This window comes from Citrobacter sp. RHB36-C18 (assembly GCF_013814485.1).
GTDB lineage: Bacteria > Pseudomonadota > Gammaproteobacteria > Enterobacterales > Enterobacteriaceae > Citrobacter > Citrobacter braakii.
Map to the genome: position 1 here is coordinate 1,120,693 of NZ_CP057125.1, position 18,630 is coordinate 1,139,322.

Below are 18,630 nucleotides of genomic sequence, written 5' to 3' on the forward strand. Positions count from 1 at the left end.
ATGAAAGTTTTATTAGTGAATAAGTTTTTTTTCATTAAAGGCGGCGCGGAAACCGTTTATTTTCAAGAGCGCGAGATGCTGAAACAGGCCGGAGTGCAGGTTATTGATTTCTCGATGCAGCATGAGAACAATTTCCCTTCGGACTATGCGGATTATTTCGTCAGCAATGTGGACTACCACCAGGAGAGCAATCTGCTGGGCGGGCTCAAAACGGCGGTTAACTTTATTCATAATTCGCAAGCCTGCAAAAAGATGCTGGCGCTACTACAAAAAGAGCGTCCGGATATCGTCCACTTCCATAACATTTACCATCAGTTAACGCCAGCGTTGATTAAAGTGGCCCGCAATTTTGGCTGCAAAACGGTGCTGACCGCGCATGACTATAAAATCGTCTGTCCTGCCTATTCCATGCTGCGCGACGGTAAAGTGTGTGATTCCTGTATTACCGGGACGGTTTTCAATGCCTTCAGGTATCGTTGCCAGGAAGGCTCTGCTTCAAAAAGCCTCCTGCTCTCTTTAGAGGCGACCTGGCAATATATTGCGCAAAATTACCAGGCGCTGGATGTGATCGTTTCGCCGAGCGTCTTTTTACGTGGCGTATTGTTGCGTACGCTGCCGAATTCGCGCATTGATGTCATCGTCAATGGCGTTGATGACAGCCGTCCTCTGGGTGAGGTAAGCGATGCGGGCTATATGCTGTACTTCGGTCGCCTGAGCCGTGAAAAGGGCGTGGCAACGTTATTGGCGGCGCATGAGAAAATGCAGAACAAAGCGCCGCTGAAAATTGTAGGGCACGGTCCACTGCACGATGAATTAGTCGCCCAATACCCGGACGTTGAGTTTTTAGGTTATGTGCAACAAGGGGAAGCTCTCGATAACCTTATTAAGCATGCGCGGGCAGTGATCCTTCCTTCAGAATGCTATGAAAACTGTTCTATGGCGATATTAGAGGCGATGTCCTTAGGCAAGCCGGTGATCGGATCGCGCATCGGCGGCATCCCGGAACAAATTCGTGATGGTATCGAAGGGATTTTATTCGAACCTGGCAATGTGCAAGAGTTAGCAAATGCGCTGGATGCACTGGCCGACTCGCCAGAGAAGGCGCGGGTCATGGGCTTACAGGGTCGTGCGCGATTGAGTGAAAAATATGCGCTGAGTAAACATATGGATACTCTACTGGCGCTCTATAAAGAACTGCTGAGCAGGCCATAGTATGAGTAAAAAAATAACGGTTTTTGGTACGCGTGGTATTCCCGATGTATTGGGTGGGGTGGAGACACACTGTCAGAATCTATATCCTGCCATTAAGCAGCAGTTGGACGTTGATATTTGCGTGATTGCACGCTCGCCGTATGTAAATTACAAACGATCGTTATATAAGAAAGTTGAAACCTACGCGCTGTGGGCACCCAAAAAGCGCTCGCTGGAAGCGATTGTCCATTCCGTTTTAGCGGCATTTAGGACAAGTATCGACCATTCGGATATTGTGCATGTCCATGCTATCGGGCCTGGGCTTGTGATCCCATTATTACGCATGTTAGGGAAGAAGGTGGTTTTCACCCACCATGGACCTGATTACGATCGTCAAAAATGGGGATTCATTGCTAAAAAAATATTGCTGCTGGGTGAGCGTTGGGCAGTGAGATATGCCAACGAAGTGATTGTGATTTCTGAGGTTATTAATCAACTGATCCAGAAAAAACACGCTCGCTATGATGCGCATTTAATTCACAATGGCGTCAACGAGCCGCGGTCGTTATCTGCGCTGACCATCGACAATACGCTCTCCCGCTTTGGGCTGCAGCCGAAAAACTACCTCGTGGTGGTTGGGCGATTTGTGGAAGAAAAAGGGATGCATGATGCCATCGCCGCCTATCAGCGCAGCGGTTTAACTATGCCGTTAGTGTTAATTGGCGATGCGGATCATCCGACCGAATACAGCATTCGCCTCAAAAAGCTTGCCGCGGACACGCCTGGCGTTGTGATGACGGGGTTCTTGCGTGGTGATGAGCTTCAGGCGGTGTTTTCGCAGGCCCAGCTGTTTGTGATGCCTTCATACCATGAAGGATTGCCCATTGCGCTGCTGGAAGCGATGTCATTTTCTCTTCCTGCCGTCGTCAGTGATATTCCGGCTAACCTCGAAGTTCAACTGCCGTCCGAGGCCTATTTTAAGGTGGGGGATGTGACAAGCCTGGCCGAAAAATTAACCGAGTGGGCGGCAACCAATAGCGTGGACTATCGTGTATATTTGCAAAACTATAACTGGCATGAAATTGCCAAAAAGACGATTAACGTCTATCACTCAATTGATAAAGATATAGGTTAATTTTGACCAGTCCTCAAAATCGTCCTCCCGTCATCGAACGATTTTATGCTCACCTTGACGAGCCGATTGCGCAAGGGTTGACTCCTGAACAAAAAGAAGGGGTGGAAAAAGCGATCCTGGCCTCGACTCTGACTTCGCGGCATCAGATCGATATTCGCCGAAGCTTTCCCTTTTTCAGTAAACGCTATTATCTGGTTTTTTTGTTTGGCAGAGATTTGCGTCGGCAGCATCGTCAGGAATCGACCCTGTCGAGAATATTGCTCACTTTTTTGCTGCTGATAGCCGTGTTGTTCGTTACCTGCTGCGTATTGCTGACGCTGTATATGATCAAATCAGCATTAGGTATTGATGTGTTCCAAAATTTTCATGTGGGTATATGGGACTGGTGGTTAAGTCTGAAAAACCGCTAGCGTAAACAAACCTGTGGAGGGCGTCACTGCGATGAAGTGTAAATGGGTTTCTGCGCTGTTGTTGATGTCCTTTCCGTTGGCGGTTATGTCCGCATTAACGACCGTAACCCCCAAAGCATTAACGGGCCCGCTAACCAATCCGGGGATTGGCGTGGCAAGTTTTCATCAGGGGTACGGTGAAACGCTGGGTCTGGCGGATTATCCCAATACCGGATTTGAATACGAGCGATTTTACTGGCGAGAGCTGGAGCCTGTTGAAGGTCAGTATAATTTTGCGCTGGTGGATGATGCCTTCAAATACGCGGCAGCGCATCGTCCCGCGATGAATGTCGGGCTGCGCTTTATGGTGCTTGCCGATCCGGGGGATGGCACCAAAATTCCCGATTGGCTGATTAAAAAAGGCGTGAAAGGCAGTTGGACGCCCGATAATAAAACATTTATTCCGGATTTAAGCGACCCGCTGTTTATTGAGTACAGCCAGCGTCTGCTGAACGCATTCGGAAAACGCTACGACGGTAATGCGAATCTCGCTTTTGTGGATATCGGCATGGTGGGGGCCTGGGGTGAATGGCATAACAGCAATTTCCCTGATCTGAAACCACTGTTGGAGCAGTACACCACCGCGCAGTTAGACCGCTACGTCGCAATGCACTTTTCTGCCTTCCCTTCGACGCCGAAAATAATGTTGATGAGCGGTGGGCAAAGCCTGGCGAATGCGGTGGCGCGAGGGGCTGGATGGCGGGCGGATTGCTGGGGTGACCTGCGCGTATTTTCGGACTCCTGGAGCCATATGGCCGATGATTACCCGCAGCGATTACTGGCAGCACAGCAGAGCTATTCGGGGTTTAACGATGCCTGGAAACGTGCGCCGGTCAGTCTGGAAATCTGTTCATATATGCAGGACTGGAAGAACACCTTCCACTATACGCGTGCCGAAGTGCAGGGCATTTTTGACTGGGCGGTCAAGCAGCACGCCAGCACGATCAACCTGAAATCGAGAGCGATACCTAGCGATTATCGACCGATTGTTGATGATGCGCTGACCAAACTGGGCTATCGGTTTCGCTTAGCGTCTTTGAGCCATGAGTCCGTGTGGGACGGCGGTCAAACGCTAAGGTTGAACAGTACCTGGTATAACGAAGGTATCGCACCGATTTATCTGCCCTACACGCTGGCATTTCGTGTGGTGGATAGCGCCAATAAGGTGGTGGCGCAGGGGAATACGGCGGATGATATACGACGTTGGCTCCCGGGCGTTTATCAGGTTAGCTACGCATTGCCCATGCCGGGCCGACTGGCGAAAGGGCAATACGCCATTGAGGTTTCGATGCTGGATAAATCCGGGGTGGCAAGAATTAACTTTGCCAACGAAGGAAAGCAGAGCAGCGGCTGGTATCGCGTATCAACGATAACGGCACACTAGCCCGTCACGGCAACGAGCCTGAGGCTCAGGCTCGTTGCCGGGTACATCAGATGTTATAACCATTCGGGTTGTTTTTTTGCCAGTTCCAGGTGTCACGCATCATTTCATCAAGGTTGTAGATGGCCTTCCAGCCCAACTCTTTGTATGCCAGTGACGGGTCAGACCAACATTCGGCAATGTCGCCGGGCCTTCTGTCGACAAACTGATAGCTTATTTTTTTCTGCGCCGCTTTTTCAAACGCCTCAATCAGATTAATCACAGAATAACCGACCCCGGTACCGAGATTAATCACCTTGTAGGCAGCGCCTTTGTTCTGGCTATCCAGCGCGGCTAAATGGCCGGTCGCCAAATCCATGACGTGGATATAATCACGAACGCCGGTGCCGTCGGGGGTTGGATAGTCATTACCGTACACCGACACGGTTTTCAGCTTACCAATCGCAACCTGGGAGATGTACGGCACCAGGTTATTGGGGATACCGTTGGGATCCTCACCAATTCGACCCGATGGATGGGCGCCTACCGGGTTGAAATAGCGCAGGCAGGTAATGCGGAAATCGGGCTGCGCGCGGGAGAAATCGGCCAGAATCTGTTCGACCATTAATTTAGAGGTACCGTACGGATTGGTGGTTCCCCCCGTACGCGATTGCTCGCTCAGCGGCACGCTTTCCGGATTACCGTATACCGTAGCAGATGAGCTAAAAATGAATCGATTAACGCCTGCGGCCAGCATCTCATCCAGTAAAACCAGCGTTCCAGTGACGTTGTTTTCGTAGTAAGCAAGGGGTTCTTTTATCGACTCGGAAACCGATTTGAGGCCCGCAAAATGAATGACATCAGTGATGTTATGGTTGGCGAAAATGTTTTTTAATGCCTGCCTGTCGAGAACATCAGCGATATAGACAATGGGTTCCCTTCCTGTGAGTTCCGCGACCCTGTCCAGCGAGATTCGGCTGGCGTTTGCCAGATTATCGATGACAACGACATCATCTCCTCTTTCCAGTAGCGTTAAAACAGTATGTGAACCAATATAACCTGCACCACCAGTGACAAGAATAGCCATACAGACTCCAGAAAAATGCTAAAAACCCGAGCGATTTTCCACCAATACCACCCAAGGATCCAGTGGATCAGTTATTTTGCCGGGAAAGGTATACGTTTCTATATTTTATCATACACTTATAGGATATTTTTTTAAAGATTGCCAACAGACTGAACTTATTTATTTTTGTATCATAGGCAATATAGTTACTTGAGAAATTTAGCGTGTGAACGCCGTCACTGTGGTTGATCGACGAATTGATTTGTTCGATCAGATTCTCATCAAAATTAGCGTCATTCAGTGTGACTAATTCTTTGATGTAGATAGATTTTCCATATGTTTCAGGTGTGCATTCCTGGGTTAAGAAATACATTTTGTTATCGACAAGATAAGGCGCACCCGCTCCCCGATGATGATGATTGCTCACCTTCAATGCAGGAGTAATTCTCTGCCACTGTCCGTGGAGATGCTCGGCCGAATGAATAATTATTTTATTATCCATGGTGGTCGACATAAGATAGCAGGTCTCATTCATTGAAAGAAAAATGTTATCTGTCACTTCGGTGTCAGAGATTAGAACTTTAATTTTCTTCCAGCGTGTAGGAAACTCTACTGACTGAAACAGTATCACTTCTTTTCTTTCTGATGATTCAGGAATCATGAAGAGCTGATCGTTAATATTAATCAGGAAAGGAAATGACAAATGACACATCAGGTCGTCAAAACCTTCAAGTTTCACGTCATCAATTTCAACCAGTTCACGATCAAGAATACGGCATCGGAGCGTGCCTTTCGAGTTGCGGAAGCTAAAAGCTTCATAAAAAACAAACAGTTTATCATCTTTTTCAATAAGAAAAGGATCGGCCTGAAACGTATATTTCTTTTTTAACTGCTGTGCAGCGGATTTACTTAATATATCCAGTGTATTATTCGGGAATAAGTGTGTACCATGATCCTTAATAATCATGATATCCCACGACTCATGATAGAATAACATATTTATTATTCTTTTTATTTTTGCTTGCATTCGTACTCGCTCCTTTTTATCGCCTGCATCATGTATGAACAGCTATTTGCGGCTCAGTTCATGAGACCTGTCGCAACGTTGTATGAATGTGCGAAAACTGATGTGAGAACACCAGTGGCTATTTTAAAACTAGTCGCAAGCATGTTTTTTGTCTATAGCACAAAAGTAGGTAAAAGCTCTCCAGAGCATCCTTGCTCCAGTGGACGATTTACTCGAAATGCACCTGCGGGTTATCAGCAAGGGAGACGTAGGTTTTGCTGTTTTTATCCAGGGTACGGATTTCACCGCTTTCGATGTCATATACCCAGCCGTGCAGACGAAGCGCATTATTTCGCAGCCCAACCGCGACGCAAGGATGCGTTTTAATATTGTTGAGCTGTGCGATAACGTTTTCTTCCACCATGGCGTTAACTTTATCGATTGGGTTATCCCAGGTTTTCTTCTCAACCACGGCTTTCGCGGCATCGGCATAGTGCAACCAGTGAGCCACAGCGGGCATCGGATCCAGAGGCTGGCTATCAGCAATGGCTTTCATCGCGCCGCAGTTGGAGTGTCCGCAGATGACGATATCCGTCACGCCAAGTGCGACAACCGCGTATTCAATCGTAGCAGATACGCCACCGGGTTCCGGTCCAAAAGACGGAACGATATTACCGGCGTTGCGGATAACGAAAAGCTGTCCGGGCTCTTGCTGAGTAACGAGTTCTGGCACCAGGCGGCTATCGGAACAGGAGATGAAAAGCGCTTTGGGATTCTGGCTGGATGCCAGGCTGCGAAAGAGTTCCTTACGTTGAGGGAAAATCTCTTTTTGGAAGTTGAGGAAGCCCTCAATGATATGTTGCATAGCAGTGTCTCTTTTCTCTGTTTAAGCAGGTTATGATGAAGATCACACTTTCCAGTTTAACACCAGCCGACAGAACGGAAAAACTTTATAGCAGTTCTGCAACATCTTTGTATAGTTTTGCCCCACCGTGGCGGGGCAAAGAGTGTGATGCGCGCTACGCGTTCTGTCGTTTTTGGTACGCCGCTTTCAGTCGGTTCATCGCTTCTACCAGTACCGAGCGCGGGCACCCAACGTTGAGTCTCATGTGACCCTCTCCGCCGGGGCCATATTGCGCGCCTGGTGACAGACCCAGTTTTGCTTCCTTCACAAAAAATGCGCTTAGCTGTTCATCGCTAAGATTCATTTTTTCCGCGTTCAGAAACAGAAGATACGATGCGCCGCCATACACAATGGAGATTAAGGGACAGTGCTTTTCAATTTCACTTTTAACAAACGCCACATTGTCGGCCAGGTAGGCTAATAATTTCTGGTGCCAGTCGCCACAATGGGTAAAGGCGCTGTAAATGGCCGCCTGCTGTAATGAATGTGTCTCGGCAAGGTAGCAGTTATCCAGGAAACCATAGAACTGATGGCGTAATTCATCATTTTTAATAATGGCAATTCCGCCCTGGATCGCCGCCGTGTTGAAGGTTTTACTGATTGAGGTCAGCACGATTGACTGGCTCCCTGTCGCTTCGTCTAAAGTAAAAAACGGCAGATGGCGCTTGCCTGGCAGGGTTAAATCACTATGCACTTCATCAGAGAGAATAATGACGCCAGCTTGCTGACAATAGTGACTTACTTTTTCCAGCGTTTCCCGCGACCACACCATACCGCCCGGATTATGCGGCGAAGGGAAAAGAAATATTTTGCACTGCTTGAGTTTTTCGCTGAAATCATGCCAGTCAAATTCGTAATGACCATCTTTCTCAATGAGGCGCGTTTGAATCAAATTCCTGCCGCTGGTTTTTACCAGATTAGGGTAGGGGTCATATATTGGCGTACAGGTTAAAATATTCTCACCTGGTCGGGTAAACACCATCAGAGAGAGCACGATAGTTTTTATGACGCCGGGAATAAAATGCAACCAGTGTGGCTTTATGTCGACATCATAATGTTGCGCATACCAATGAATAACGGACTCTTTCCATTGCGGATAATCCAGGTTGTAGCCTTGTACTGGCTGCGATACCACTGAACGCAGTGTGCTCATGATTGGCTCTGGCGTCACAAAATCCATATCTGCAATCCACAGCGGTAATACATCGGTGGTGCCGTACATCTGTTGTAATTGACCGTATTTACGGCAATTAACATCCCTTATGACAATATCATCAAACAAAGACATTGCTGACTCCTGGACAGTCTCTGAAAAATAGTTTAAGCAACGCAACAGTGAAGAATATTTCTGTATATCTAATTGATATATTAAATTTACCCTGGTGGTAGCCAATATTTAGCTATTTATTAGCCTATGATTTTTGCTCAACCATATGCTCTGTAGCTTCATTTGGTTCATATTTAGCAATACCAATACCGGTGGCCGCCCACAGCAGGGCAAAGATGATGCCGCTGTAGCAGAGGATTGCCCATGGCAAATAATCAAGCGTCGCCACGCCCAGCATCGTGGCGCAATAAACGCCTGAGGCAGACCAGGGGATAATCGGTTCGACAACGGTTCCGGCATCTTCGGTAGTACGCGAGAGGTTCTTTGTCGCAAGCCCTCGTTTTTTATATTCTTCTTTAAAGGCATCGCCGCACAGCAGCAGTGGCAAGGTTCCATTTGCCGTACAGGCACAGATGGTGAACGTCGTCACAATCGTGGTGGCCACCAGGCGGAATGTGGATTTAACGCCTTTCGTGAGCGCGTTTATCACGGTGTGTAAAGAGCCTGTCGCACTCATTGCGCCGGCAAAGCTGAAGGCGCTGAAGACGGTGACGAAGCTGCTAAACATTGAAATGGCGCCGCCTCGTTCCAGTAAGCGCGAAACATCTGATGACAGTGTTGGCAGGTTATCTCCGGTGAGCATCGCGAGCTTAAAACCGCTAACCACGGATTCGCCAACCGATGATGCGGTAAATTGCTGAAAGGCTAATGCCAGAATCATCGAGACTATTGTGGATAAAAAGAGCATCGGGATTGGCGGTCTTTTTGACAGTGAGCCATACAAAACGATGATCGGTGGCAACAGTAGCAGAATGTTAAAGTGATAAATCTGGCCGATAGCGTTCATCAAGTTGGTGATATTGGCAGGCGCGCTGGATGAGGCATCAATGCCCATGCCCATATAGCTGTATACGACGCAGCAAATAATAAATCCCGGGCCGGTGGTCCACAGCAGATGGCCGATATGCGAGTACAGGTTTACACCGGCAGCCAGCGCCGCTATGTTGGTTGAGTCAGAAACCGGAGAAAGCTTATCACCAAACCAGCAGCCGGAGACAATAGCGCCAGCAGCAATGGGCAGCGAAACATTCAGACCAATCGCTACGCCAATCATGGCGATCCCGACGGTTCCGATGGACCCCCAGGAGGTGCCGGTACAGACTGAGATCAGCGCTCCCAGCATAAATGCTGAAATATAGAAATACTGCGGGTTAATCCACTTCAGACCATAATAAATCATCATTGGAATAGTGCCTGACACCATCCATGCGCCAATTAAGAAACCGATACTGGCGACGATTAATATGACAGGAAGCGCTTCAGATATTTTATTGCAAATAGATTGTAGAATGTCATCCCACGTGTAGCCGTGAGCGATGGCGATAAACGAGGCGGTTGCGGTTCCCATGAGGATCATGGGTTCAGCTCGAATATTGAAGATAAAATATCCGATGCTAATTCCACCCAGCATGACTATCATGGGTAAAACTGACCAAAAGAAAGACAATGGCTTTCTGTTGTTGGCGGTGCAGCTATTTAATTCCATAATTCCATCCCAATCGTTAATGGTTGAACACGTCAAATAAATACCTGCTACAGGTCACCCATAACTGGGTAACATAGTTGCCAGAGTTCATGGCTGAACCCTATTTTATTAACTGCTGCAGATTATCTATTTTGACCTGCTATTCTGATGTTTATATTTTGGTTGTAAGGTAAGAGTGAGTTTGACGAATAAATTACCCCTCGGCATAAGGTGAATGATTTCGGCGCTGTTGGCTCAGTTTGCGATACTGCTGCGGCGGCATGCCGACGTATTTATGAAATGAGCTATAAAAACGGCTGCTGGATCGGAAACCTGCAATTGTAGCGATATCCAGAATTGTTTTATCCGTATCGCTGAGCAAAGCCCGCACATGGTTGATGCGCATTGCGGTAATATACTGTTTCATGGTTAGTTGCATCACGCGATGAAAAATGCCCATCGCATAATTTGGGTTGAGCTTAACGTGTTCGGCAATAGCATCGACCGTAAGCTGTTTGTCGCAGTTTGCGGCAATAAACTCCAGCATCTGGCTGACGTAAAACTGTGAATGCCGTGAAATACTGTTTTTCTGGGTGCGCGATGTTTTGTTACCCAGCACAGGCCGCCAGCCAGCGAGGCTAAATCGCTTGAGCATCAGGGCAATCTCATCAATGGCTAATTGACGAATTTGCTCATTGTCGCTGTTGAGTTCACTCTGCCAACGCTGCACTTCAAAAGCGCTCAGCTGCTGCGAGGCAAGCGACGTAATCACCATCCCATGCGTCACGTGGTTAATCAGTTCCCTGTCCAGCGGCCAGGACAAAAAAAGATGCATCGGTAAGTTGAAGATGGCCATCTGTTTACAGTGCCCGGCATCCGTCAACTGATGGGGTGTGCAGGCCCAGAACAGCGTGATAAAGCCCTGTTTGCTTTTCACCACTTCGTCATTGAAAAGGTACTCCACATCGCCATCAAACGGCACATTCACTTCAACCTGACCGTGCCAGTGGCTGTAGGTCATGGCCAGCGGAGCCCGCAGCTCGACGTCCATCCGCTGATACTCTGAGTAGAGCGCCAGCGGACTTCGCGACTTTTTTTCATAGCTGCGACACATATGTGGGTCGAGCGGCAGCTGCGGGGTACTTTTTGCCATTATGGGTGGGTTCCTGAATAGTGAATCTGACCATGGGTAGCGCCAAAGCATGAACATAGCTTAACCGAAAAAAAACGCCGTTTTCTCTCCATTTTCGCGAAGTTATTCCCAAAAACTCAGATCCTGTGCCTGTCGCTTGCCAATCTGAGTTAACGGGAATGGCGGGTTTTGATTTTAAAAACGGTCAATCAAAGCTGCTCACTTTGCAAAGCGACAGCGTTTTTCTGCCAATAAATCGGATTCATAGCGATAGCCAATATTCACGCAATACCATACATTTTGTATGTATCCATATCTTAAGGAATCATCATGTCCAGGCTCCGTACTTTAGCAACGGCTTTAGTTGCCGTTGCCGCGATGTCGATGTGCGCTATCCCCGTTTCGGCTAACCCCGGTAATGGCAACGGAAATGGTAATAGCGGCAACCATGGTAATAGTGGGAATAAGGGTAATAGCAGTCATAGCCAGAAAGGAAACCCAGGCCCAAAAAACAACTCGCAATCGGAACAGCGTAAAAATTATGGCAAGCCGGACCATGTTGATAGTGATATTAGCTATAACGTGGCCAGGCAATATGCCGTCAGATATGGTTTGACGGGATATAAGTCACTGCCTCCGGGCATCGCCAAAAATCTGGCGCGAGGAAAACCACTTCCTCCGGGGATCGCTAAGAAAAGTGTCCCATCCTCGATGCTGAATCAACTGCCGTATTACCCGGGTTATGAATGGCAGGTTGTTGGCGACAATCTGGTGTTGATTGCACTGAGCACGGCAATTGTCACCGCGGTTATCAATGGTGTGTTTGATTAAGTATCCCTGTACTTAACCACCACAAGCCCGCGCTACGCGCAATACCGTTCAGTTAAGCATGTATGGAGAACATGTGATTCCGGCTCAGGGTTCCGTTCACCTCAGCGATATCAATTCTCTGAGGCTCAGATACCCGTGAACGTGCAAGAGAGGCTCACCGTGCACTGAACCCCTATAACTGGACACTGTAATTTCATTGTTACTCTGTCAGAGTCCGGTACTCTACCGGACTCATCTATCTTTATGATTGCCGCGCTGTTATGTTCTGCCGTCGTTACGCTGACCGTGAAAAGCTCCCATGCTATTGGGGCGTTGCCCAGTAAAGCCTGATTCCTGAGCCACAGGGCGTTTTACTATCAAATCAGCAGGTTTATTATCTTTTTCTCCAGATTTGACCTGGCATAAAAATGATTCTTAGATAGCTATTCTGCATATACACCTTTGCCGTTGTGATGAAAACTCCCCCTGGTTATATGACCCCGGCCATTAAGAATGAATCATAATAAATGAGAGATTTATCCTACACATGTAGGAATATTCCTTTTGGTTGTGTTAATGGTTTGATATTTAGATAGGCTCAAGGTTTAAAATTTGTAAAATGCAGTGTTGCATTTATACCTTATTCTTCGTTTTTATAAAAAACTAATAAATATACGTGTGAATGTGTTAGGATTTACCTGATAACGCCTTATTTTTATAAATTATAATGCTTAAGGCTCACCTGCTCGATAGCCATCGCCTCTCTTTATTTATCGGGATTCTTATACGCAATGAACGCGATAATCGTTGATGATCACCCATTAGCTCGCATAGCCATCCGCAACTTACTCGATACTAATGGTATTACCGTAACCACCGAGCTCGACAGCGGAGAGCATGTGGTCCAAACCGTTGAGAAAACTAAGCCGGAGCTACTGATTATTGATGTGGATATTCCGGGCATCAGCGGCATCGAAGTGCTGGAGCAACTGCGAAAGCGGCACTATGCTGGTGTAATCATTATCATTTCAGCCAAAAATGAATTTTTTTACGGCAAACGTAGCGCCGAATATGGTGCCAATGGATTTGTGAGTAAAAAAGAGGGTATGAATAATATTCTTGCAGCAATCGAAGCTGCAAAAAATGGGTATAGCTATTTTCCCTTTTCCCTTGAGCATTTTACTGGCTCATCTGTCAGTGAACAGGATAAGCTTGATACGTTGTCGACCCAGGAAATGAGAGTGTTGCGTTATATTCTTAACGGTATGGATTACAGCACTATTGCCAGCAAAATGAACATCAGTAATAAAACGGTAAGCACCTATAAAAGCCGTTTGATGGAGAAATTAGATTGCTCGTCATTAATGGAAATTTATGATTATGCGCAAAGAAATAAAATAGGATAGAGTAATGCTGGAACGCTTGTTTATTTTTTTGATGGTCATATTTACCATCGGGTTTTCTACGGGTGTAAGCTCAGCCCGGCAAGTTGAGCTAAAAAGTAACTATAATACCTCAGTACAACATATCGGCCTGAACAGGGAAGAAACAAACTGGTTAGCGCATAAAAAAACCTTGGTTGTTGGCACCTGGTTACCGGAAGTCTCCCCCATTGTTTATCAAAATAGCGGTGAATATTATCGGGGCGTCAACGCGGATTATCTTGCGCTAATGCAAAAGAATCTCAATATAAAAATTGTTATAAAGCAGTATGATAATGAGCATGAAGCGCTGACCGCACTTGCCAGTAACGATGTAGATACATTGATAACTCAGCTGTCCCGGCGACAAGATGTCGGCGGCCATTTATTGCGCACTTCGGCATTACTGACGACGTGGCCGACGCTTGTGACCTCGCTAAAAAACACTATGCTGCCGCTGACCTCGGAGCATCCGGTTAGCGTCGCGTGTGTGCGAGATTGTCCTTTTCTTGATGTTATCCAGGATGCTTTTCCTGAAGCTAAAGTCTCATTTTACGACGACGAGTATCAGGCCATGGCATCGGTAGTGAACGGTGATAACCAATATTATATTGGGAACAATATCACCAGCAGTCATTGTGTCTCCCGATATTTTTCGCAATCACTGGTTATTACGCACTACTTTGATAAACAAGAGCAATATAATTATTTTGTGGTGAAGGACGACCAGCCAGTATTAAGAAATATTCTTGATGGTTTCATTACGTCAATCAGTAATGAAATTCATATGCAGGTCATGCAGAACTGGCTGAACCGCGGTAACCTTGCTTTTCTGAATGCGCCTATTCCTTTTACCGATCAGGAAAAAGCGTGGCTGAAGAAGAAACATACTATTCGCATTCTTATCAATCCAGATTATCCGCCTTACACGCTTGTCGATCGCAGCGGTGAGTTACGTGGAATTCTTGGCGATTTGCTGAATATTATTCATCTGCAAACGGAGATTGATTTTGAGCCGGTTTTGGCCAACACCAAAAGTGAACAGACCAAACAAATAAGCGGCGAACGATGGGATATGTATCCCACTATCACCCTGACAAATCAAAATCAGCACAATTCGACCTTTAGCGATCCGCTGATGAATGTGGCATTTGTGATTATCACTTCCCGCGATGAAACGGCCGATTCGTTACTGAATACACCGATCCGTATTGCGTTGCCCGCCGGACATGTTTTGGAAAGTGACCTGAAACAACGCTACCCGCAGGCCACCTGGGTGGATGCTGATACTGGCAGCGTCGCGATGACTATGCTCAGGGATGGCAAGGTTGACGCGGCAATTGCTACCGAATTGTCGGCAAGGTTCATGGTCGATCATGACTACCAGAAAAACATGCACTTTTTTAGGCTACCAGATATGCCTGGCGCGTCGGTGAGCTTTGCGGTTTCTCCCCACGAGCCCATGTTGAAGTCAGTAATGGATAAAGCGCTGCAGGCGATACCGCCGCGTGAGATTTTGCAGATGACGGAGAAGTGGTCGAAAATTTCTAATACGCAGGTCGATCTCTGGAGTCGGTATAGCAAACAGTTCTATCAACTGGTGGTGTTTGCGCTGTTGCTGATAGCAATTAGCCTGATCTGGGGGATCTCACTCTCCCGTGAGGTGAATAAAAGAAAACAATCACAGCGGCAGTTGGAAGAGCAGCTTCATCTCAAAGAGGCATTATCTCAAGAACTGGAAACCGAAAAAAATAAAGCGATTGAAGCAACCAAGGCCAAAAGTCGCTTTCTTGCGAGCATGAGCCATGAATTACGTACCCCTGTCAGCTCGATTGTGGGCTTTCTGGAATTACTGTCGAGCTCAGAACTCAGCCCGGCACAACGAAAAGAGGCGATTGCTCTTACCGCAGCGACAGCCCAGTCACTGCTTGGGCTGATCGGTAAGATTCTGGACGTTGATAAGATTGAGTCTGGTAAATATCAGGTTGTTCCTCAATGGACGGATCTCTCGCAGCTCATTGAATTGCAGTGTCACTCTTTTGATGCCTTAGCCAGACAGAAAGGCGTTACGCTTGCTTGCGTAAGCCAGTTGCCGGCAAACGAGCGGGTGTTTGTCGATCAACAAGCTTTGCGGCAAATTCTCACCAACCTGGTGGGCAATGCGCTCAAGTTTACCGAGCAGGGTAGCATTCATGTGACAGCCCGTTTAACACCTGACGGGGAGAATCACGGTACCCTGACCATCGCCATTAGCGATACCGGTTGCGGGATTAGCGAAGAGGAGCAGGCCGGGCTGTTTCGTCGCTACGCTCAGGGGCGCTGTGGGCGTCAACAAACGGGGTCTGGTCTGGGATTATTTATCTGCAAAGAGCTGGTGACGCTGATGGGCGGTACGCTGGAGTTGATGAGCGTCCCGGCGCAAGGAACCACGTTTACCATAACGCTGCCGGTTGAGACTGCCCGCCAGTCAATTGTACCGGATAGCAACACGCCGGGGGCGCTGTTGCCGCTGCCGTGTCTGTCTATTTTGATAGCAGATGACAACCCGACCAATCGCCTGCTGCTTAAGCGACAGTTGAACGCCATTGGTTACAGCGTGGATGAAGCGTGTGATGGTGAGGAAGCCGAAGCCAAACTGGCTAAAAAATCATACGACCTGTTGATAACCGATGTGAATATGCCGAAGAAGGACGGGTTTGATCTTGCGGCTTCGTTACGTCGTCAGCAGCCTCATTTACAAATATGGGGACTGACGGCCAGCGCGCTCCCACAGTCACGTGACAGGTGTCTGCAAAACGGCATGAATTTGTGTCTGTTTAAGCCCGTGTCGATTCAGACACTGACGCATGAATTAAGCAAAATCGAAACCGGTTATTCGTCTCCTTGTGCAATCCGGCATCTGAAATTCAATGTATTGACGGAAAATACTGGCGGCGATCGCGCATTAATGAACGAGATACTCGAAACATTCCGCGAGGCAACGTTTAGCGATTTACAGGCGGCTGAGAAAGCCGTTGAGCAAGACGAACCCCAGCTGTTTTTGCGAGCCCTTCACCGGTTGCATGGTTCGGCGCAAATTCTGGGCATTACTGCTCTTCAGACGCTATGCGAACCTTTTGAATCGATGCGACATGACGATCTTCCTCTGGCAGTACGCCAGGAAGCATTACAGAAGATTGTTGCCGTCATGCGGGAAATTGAGATTGAGATTAACAGTTTGATTAGCCATTAACCCCCCTGATCGGGTTGCCGTAGCAACCCGATCAGGAGAGAAAGTCCTGGTTCAACACTCCGTAGTGCTGAGTATTACTGGCCTGCGCCCAGCATCTCGCTATCGATCACAATGCCTTCTTCAGCACCCTTTAACACAAGGTTTGCTTCATAGTATTTACCTGAAGACAGCAGTTTTTGAGCGCTGGCAACGGCTTTACGCGTCTGATTCAGGGGCATCAGGTATTGGGTCTGAAGCACGCTGATACCCGCCAGTTGCAAGGTATCCACAGCACCTTTCCAGTCGCCTTTAGCCATTTTGCCATTCGCTGTATTGATAGCAGATTCTTTAGCTGGGGTGGCAATATAGTCTTCTGACAGCGCAATCGTAGCGTTAATAATCACGTACTGATCGTCAATCATCTTGGCTTTAGGCGCAGCTTTTACAAATTTCGCCCAGTCGTGGCTGTCACCCGCAAGCAGGGAAGCGGCGTCATCGGTTAATTTTTTAGCACTGTCAGGCTGTCCATGAAACAGGGCCAGACGGGCAAGCTGAATATCACGCATCGCGTTTGCACCTTGTACTGCGACCTGCATAATATCGGCAGCTTCTTTTTGTACATTGGCGGTAGCAGTTTGTGCCGGCGTGGTAGTGGTAGCTGCCAGTACCGGGGCTGAGCCCATCATGGTTGCAAGCAGACCTGCAAGAATAATCTTTTTCATTACTTTCTCCTGAATAAATTTGGTATATCTCACCAAACGAAATAAGCATATTAAATAACTTCGAAGAGTGGAATCAGAGCCAGGATAGAATAATGAGCGTTTAATCTTACAGGTGTCAGACGTCTGACACGTGTAGGATTATACGGATAATGACATTCCTTTATTCTTATATACGAATTCGGAGTGAAAGTCTTATCATCCCATTGTAAGTGATATGTATTAAGTGAATATTACTCTTTTATTAGTAGGTTACATTGCGTTTCTATGTAACGGAGGATGTATGTTTGTTTTTAATCAGCGTAGCCTGAAAGCATTTAATGAAAAAACACTATTTCATTATAAAAGACACGCCACAATCATGGCCGTGCTGTTGTTGGTTTGCGGCATTTGCTGCTTAATCTATCCAATCGCTGCAGGTGTTTACTTAAGCTATGCAACAGGTTTTATGTTCCTGGTGTGTGGCTTCTATTCTATTTACAGCCTGTTTTCCTCGGGTAAAAAGCAGTTGAAAGCCAAATTTACCTATGCCTTTTTTGCTATCGCATGGTTGCTGCTGGGATACTGTTTCCTCGAAAATCCTGTGATAGGTATGAATTCATTGGCAATGGTTTTTTGCTGCCTGTTTATTCTTGGCGGGATTTTTCGTGTTGCTTCCGGCGTCAAAATGTTCCGCAGTCCGGGCTATGGATGGAATATTTTTATCGGTATTTTTGACCTGCTTATTGCAGCCGTATGGCTGAATATGGATCCCGACCGTTCTTATGTGTTTACCTCCATCTTTATAGGCGTTGAGATGATCTTTAGTTCTTTGGCTTTTATCAGTCTGCGCAGAAATGCGTCGTTGGTACAAACTGAAAAACTCGCCGATAAAAATTAATGCTACTTCTGGAGCGCATTGTGAATATTAAATTGATTGTCTCTACAGCTATTCTTATGGCCTCTGTTATGGCGCCGATGAGCCGTGCTTTTGCTACACAGGCAACGGAAGCGGCGCCACAAGATATGACCTGTAAAGAATTCGTTGATATGAGTCGGCAATACATGACAGCAATTGCCTTTGTGATTGTTAATAAAAATTCGGACTTTAAAGGCGATGATTATGTTCCCCTACATGAGGTGGAAACTGTCGCTGTACCGAAGATGATTAAAATGTGTCATCGATACCCTGATACTAAATTGGGCGAGCTGGCCGTAAATCTGAAGGGTTCCGGTCTGCACTATTGATTACCCGTTTTGATAGCCTGGCATGAGTCAGAATTGACAACCTCTGTACCTACCTTAGTTGTTACCCTACAAGAAAAAATCCCCGTAATGTTTACCCTGCTATCCACGAGAAATTCGCTGGATAACAGGGCCCGCTAACAACCGTAG

The 18,630-nt window shown here is 47.1% G+C and carries 16 protein-coding genes; 9 read left to right on the forward strand and 7 right to left on the reverse strand.

The window, feature by feature from the left end; genetic code table 11:
• From HVZ52_RS05375 to HVZ52_RS05390, 4 genes are read left to right on the forward strand one after another with little or no spacing between them, the layout of a single operon-like run.
• Window positions 1-1,212 carry a glycosyltransferase family 4 protein gene (locus HVZ52_RS05375; protein WP_049270980.1) on the forward strand — a complete coding sequence of 404 codons (1,212 nt, stop codon included), beginning with the start codon at window positions 1-3 and terminating at the stop codon, window positions 1,210-1,212.
• A 1-nt stretch (window position 1,213) separates the two neighbouring features.
• Window positions 1,214-2,326 (forward strand): glycosyltransferase family 4 protein, encoded by a 1,113-nt coding sequence (locus tag HVZ52_RS05380; protein WP_019077506.1) that lies wholly within the window; start codon window positions 1,214-1,216, stop codon window positions 2,324-2,326.
• Between the two features lie 2 nt (window positions 2,327-2,328).
• Entirely contained in the window at window positions 2,329-2,736 is a 408-nt protein-coding gene (locus HVZ52_RS05385) for a hypothetical protein (RefSeq protein ID WP_016154111.1), read from the forward strand.
• Between the two features lie 31 nt (window positions 2,737-2,767).
• Window positions 2,768-4,159: a DUF4832 domain-containing protein gene (locus HVZ52_RS05390; protein ID WP_181598963.1), complete on the forward strand. Its 1,392-nt coding sequence runs from the start codon at window positions 2,768-2,770 to the stop codon at window positions 4,157-4,159.
• Window positions 4,160-4,205: 46 nt separating this feature from the next.
• On the opposite strand, the gene galE is transcribed toward HVZ52_RS05390, so the two are convergent.
• From galE to melR, 6 genes are all read right to left on the reverse strand, one after another.
• Window positions 4,206-5,222 (reverse strand): UDP-glucose 4-epimerase GalE, encoded by a 1,017-nt coding sequence (gene galE, locus HVZ52_RS05395; protein ID WP_016154109.1) that lies wholly within the window; start codon window positions 5,220-5,222, stop codon window positions 4,206-4,208.
• A gap of 67 nt (window positions 5,223-5,289) precedes the next feature.
• Window positions 5,290-6,228 carry a hypothetical protein gene (locus tag HVZ52_RS05400; protein ID WP_016154108.1) on the reverse strand — a complete coding sequence of 313 codons (939 nt, stop codon included), beginning with the start codon at window positions 6,226-6,228 and terminating at the stop codon, window positions 5,290-5,292.
• 208 nt (window positions 6,229-6,436) lie between these two features.
• Window positions 6,437-7,072, reverse strand: coding sequence for a carbonic anhydrase (locus HVZ52_RS05405; RefSeq protein ID WP_016154107.1), 636 nt, complete (start codon window positions 7,070-7,072; stop codon window positions 6,437-6,439).
• A 154-nt stretch (window positions 7,073-7,226) separates the two neighbouring features.
• The gene (locus HVZ52_RS05410; protein ID WP_181598964.1) at window positions 7,227-8,399 is read right to left on the reverse strand and encodes a PatB family C-S lyase; all 1,173 of its coding nucleotides are present in this window, start codon (window positions 8,397-8,399) and stop codon (window positions 7,227-7,229) included.
• A 124-nt stretch (window positions 8,400-8,523) separates the two neighbouring features.
• Window positions 8,524-9,984, reverse strand: coding sequence for a Na+/H+ antiporter NhaC (nhaC, locus tag HVZ52_RS05415; protein ID WP_181598965.1), 1,461 nt, complete (start codon window positions 9,982-9,984; stop codon window positions 8,524-8,526).
• A 193-nt stretch (window positions 9,985-10,177) separates the two neighbouring features.
• On the reverse strand, window positions 10,178-11,116 hold the full coding sequence (gene melR, locus HVZ52_RS05420; RefSeq protein ID WP_016154104.1) for a transcriptional regulator MelR: 939 nt from the start codon (window positions 11,114-11,116) through the stop codon (window positions 10,178-10,180).
• A gap of 309 nt (window positions 11,117-11,425) precedes the next feature.
• Between melR and HVZ52_RS05425 the strand changes: the two genes are divergently transcribed.
• From HVZ52_RS05425 to HVZ52_RS05435, 3 genes are all read left to right on the forward strand, one after another.
• Window positions 11,426-11,926: an anti-virulence regulator CigR family protein gene (locus HVZ52_RS05425; RefSeq protein WP_016154103.1), complete on the forward strand. Its 501-nt coding sequence runs from the start codon at window positions 11,426-11,428 to the stop codon at window positions 11,924-11,926.
• A gap of 770 nt (window positions 11,927-12,696) precedes the next feature.
• Window positions 12,697-13,311, forward strand: a complete 615-nt coding sequence (evgA, locus tag HVZ52_RS05430; protein ID WP_016157256.1) for an acid-sensing system DNA-binding response regulator EvgA — start codon at window positions 12,697-12,699, stop codon at window positions 13,309-13,311.
• A 4-nt stretch (window positions 13,312-13,315) separates the two neighbouring features.
• Window positions 13,316-16,558 (forward strand): transporter substrate-binding domain-containing protein, encoded by a 3,243-nt coding sequence (locus tag HVZ52_RS05435; protein WP_181598966.1) that lies wholly within the window; start codon window positions 13,316-13,318, stop codon window positions 16,556-16,558.
• 74 nt (window positions 16,559-16,632) lie between these two features.
• Here the strand turns inward: HVZ52_RS05435 and HVZ52_RS05440 are convergent, their stop codons facing one another.
• The gene (locus tag HVZ52_RS05440) at window positions 16,633-17,259 is read right to left on the reverse strand and encodes a YfdX family protein (protein ID WP_016154099.1); all 627 of its coding nucleotides are present in this window, start codon (window positions 17,257-17,259) and stop codon (window positions 16,633-16,635) included.
• Between the two features lie 280 nt (window positions 17,260-17,539).
• Here HVZ52_RS05440 and HVZ52_RS05445 point away from each other — a divergent pair, with 280 nt between their 5' ends.
• Both HVZ52_RS05445 and HVZ52_RS05450 read left to right on the forward strand, forming a co-directional pair.
• Complete coding sequence (locus HVZ52_RS05445) at window positions 17,540-18,136, forward strand: DUF308 domain-containing protein (protein ID WP_047358942.1); 597 nt, start codon at window positions 17,540-17,542, stop codon at window positions 18,134-18,136.
• Between the two features lie 56 nt (window positions 18,137-18,192).
• Complete coding sequence (locus tag HVZ52_RS05450; protein ID WP_249417957.1) at window positions 18,193-18,483, forward strand: HdeA/HdeB family chaperone; 291 nt, start codon at window positions 18,193-18,195, stop codon at window positions 18,481-18,483.
• Window positions 18,484-18,630: the final 147 nt, after the last annotated feature.

Coding starts and splice junctions, on each gene's coding strand:
- HVZ52_RS05375 (WP_049270980.1), top strand. CDS start 1: ATGAAAGTTTTATTAGTGAATAAGTTTTTTTTCATTAAAGGCGGCGCG.
- HVZ52_RS05380 (WP_019077506.1), top strand. CDS start 1,214: ATGAGTAAAAAAATAACGGTTTTTGGTACGCGTGGTATTCCCGATGTA.
- HVZ52_RS05390 (WP_181598963.1), top strand. CDS start 2,768: ATGAAGTGTAAATGGGTTTCTGCGCTGTTGTTGATGTCCTTTCCGTTG.
- galE (WP_016154109.1), bottom strand. CDS start 5,222: ATGGCTATTCTTGTCACTGGTGGTGCAGGTTATATTGGTTCACATACT.
- HVZ52_RS05400 (WP_016154108.1), bottom strand. CDS start 6,228: ATGCAAGCAAAAATAAAAAGAATAATAAATATGTTATTCTATCATGAG.
- HVZ52_RS05405 (WP_016154107.1), bottom strand. CDS start 7,072: ATGCAACATATCATTGAGGGCTTCCTCAACTTCCAAAAAGAGATTTTC.
- HVZ52_RS05410 (WP_181598964.1), bottom strand. CDS start 8,399: ATGTCTTTGTTTGATGATATTGTCATAAGGGATGTTAATTGCCGTAAA.
- nhaC (WP_181598965.1), bottom strand. CDS start 9,984: ATGGAATTAAATAGCTGCACCGCCAACAACAGAAAGCCATTGTCTTTC.
- melR (WP_016154104.1), bottom strand. CDS start 11,116: ATGGCAAAAAGTACCCCGCAGCTGCCGCTCGACCCACATATGTGTCGC.
- HVZ52_RS05425 (WP_016154103.1), top strand. CDS start 11,426: ATGTCCAGGCTCCGTACTTTAGCAACGGCTTTAGTTGCCGTTGCCGCG.
- evgA (WP_016157256.1), top strand. CDS start 12,697: ATGAACGCGATAATCGTTGATGATCACCCATTAGCTCGCATAGCCATC.
- HVZ52_RS05435 (WP_181598966.1), top strand. CDS start 13,316: ATGCTGGAACGCTTGTTTATTTTTTTGATGGTCATATTTACCATCGGG.
- HVZ52_RS05440 (WP_016154099.1), bottom strand. CDS start 17,259: ATGAAAAAGATTATTCTTGCAGGTCTGCTTGCAACCATGATGGGCTCA.
- HVZ52_RS05445 (WP_047358942.1), top strand. CDS start 17,540: ATGTTTGTTTTTAATCAGCGTAGCCTGAAAGCATTTAATGAAAAAACA.
- HVZ52_RS05450 (WP_249417957.1), top strand. CDS start 18,193: ATGGCCTCTGTTATGGCGCCGATGAGCCGTGCTTTTGCTACACAGGCA.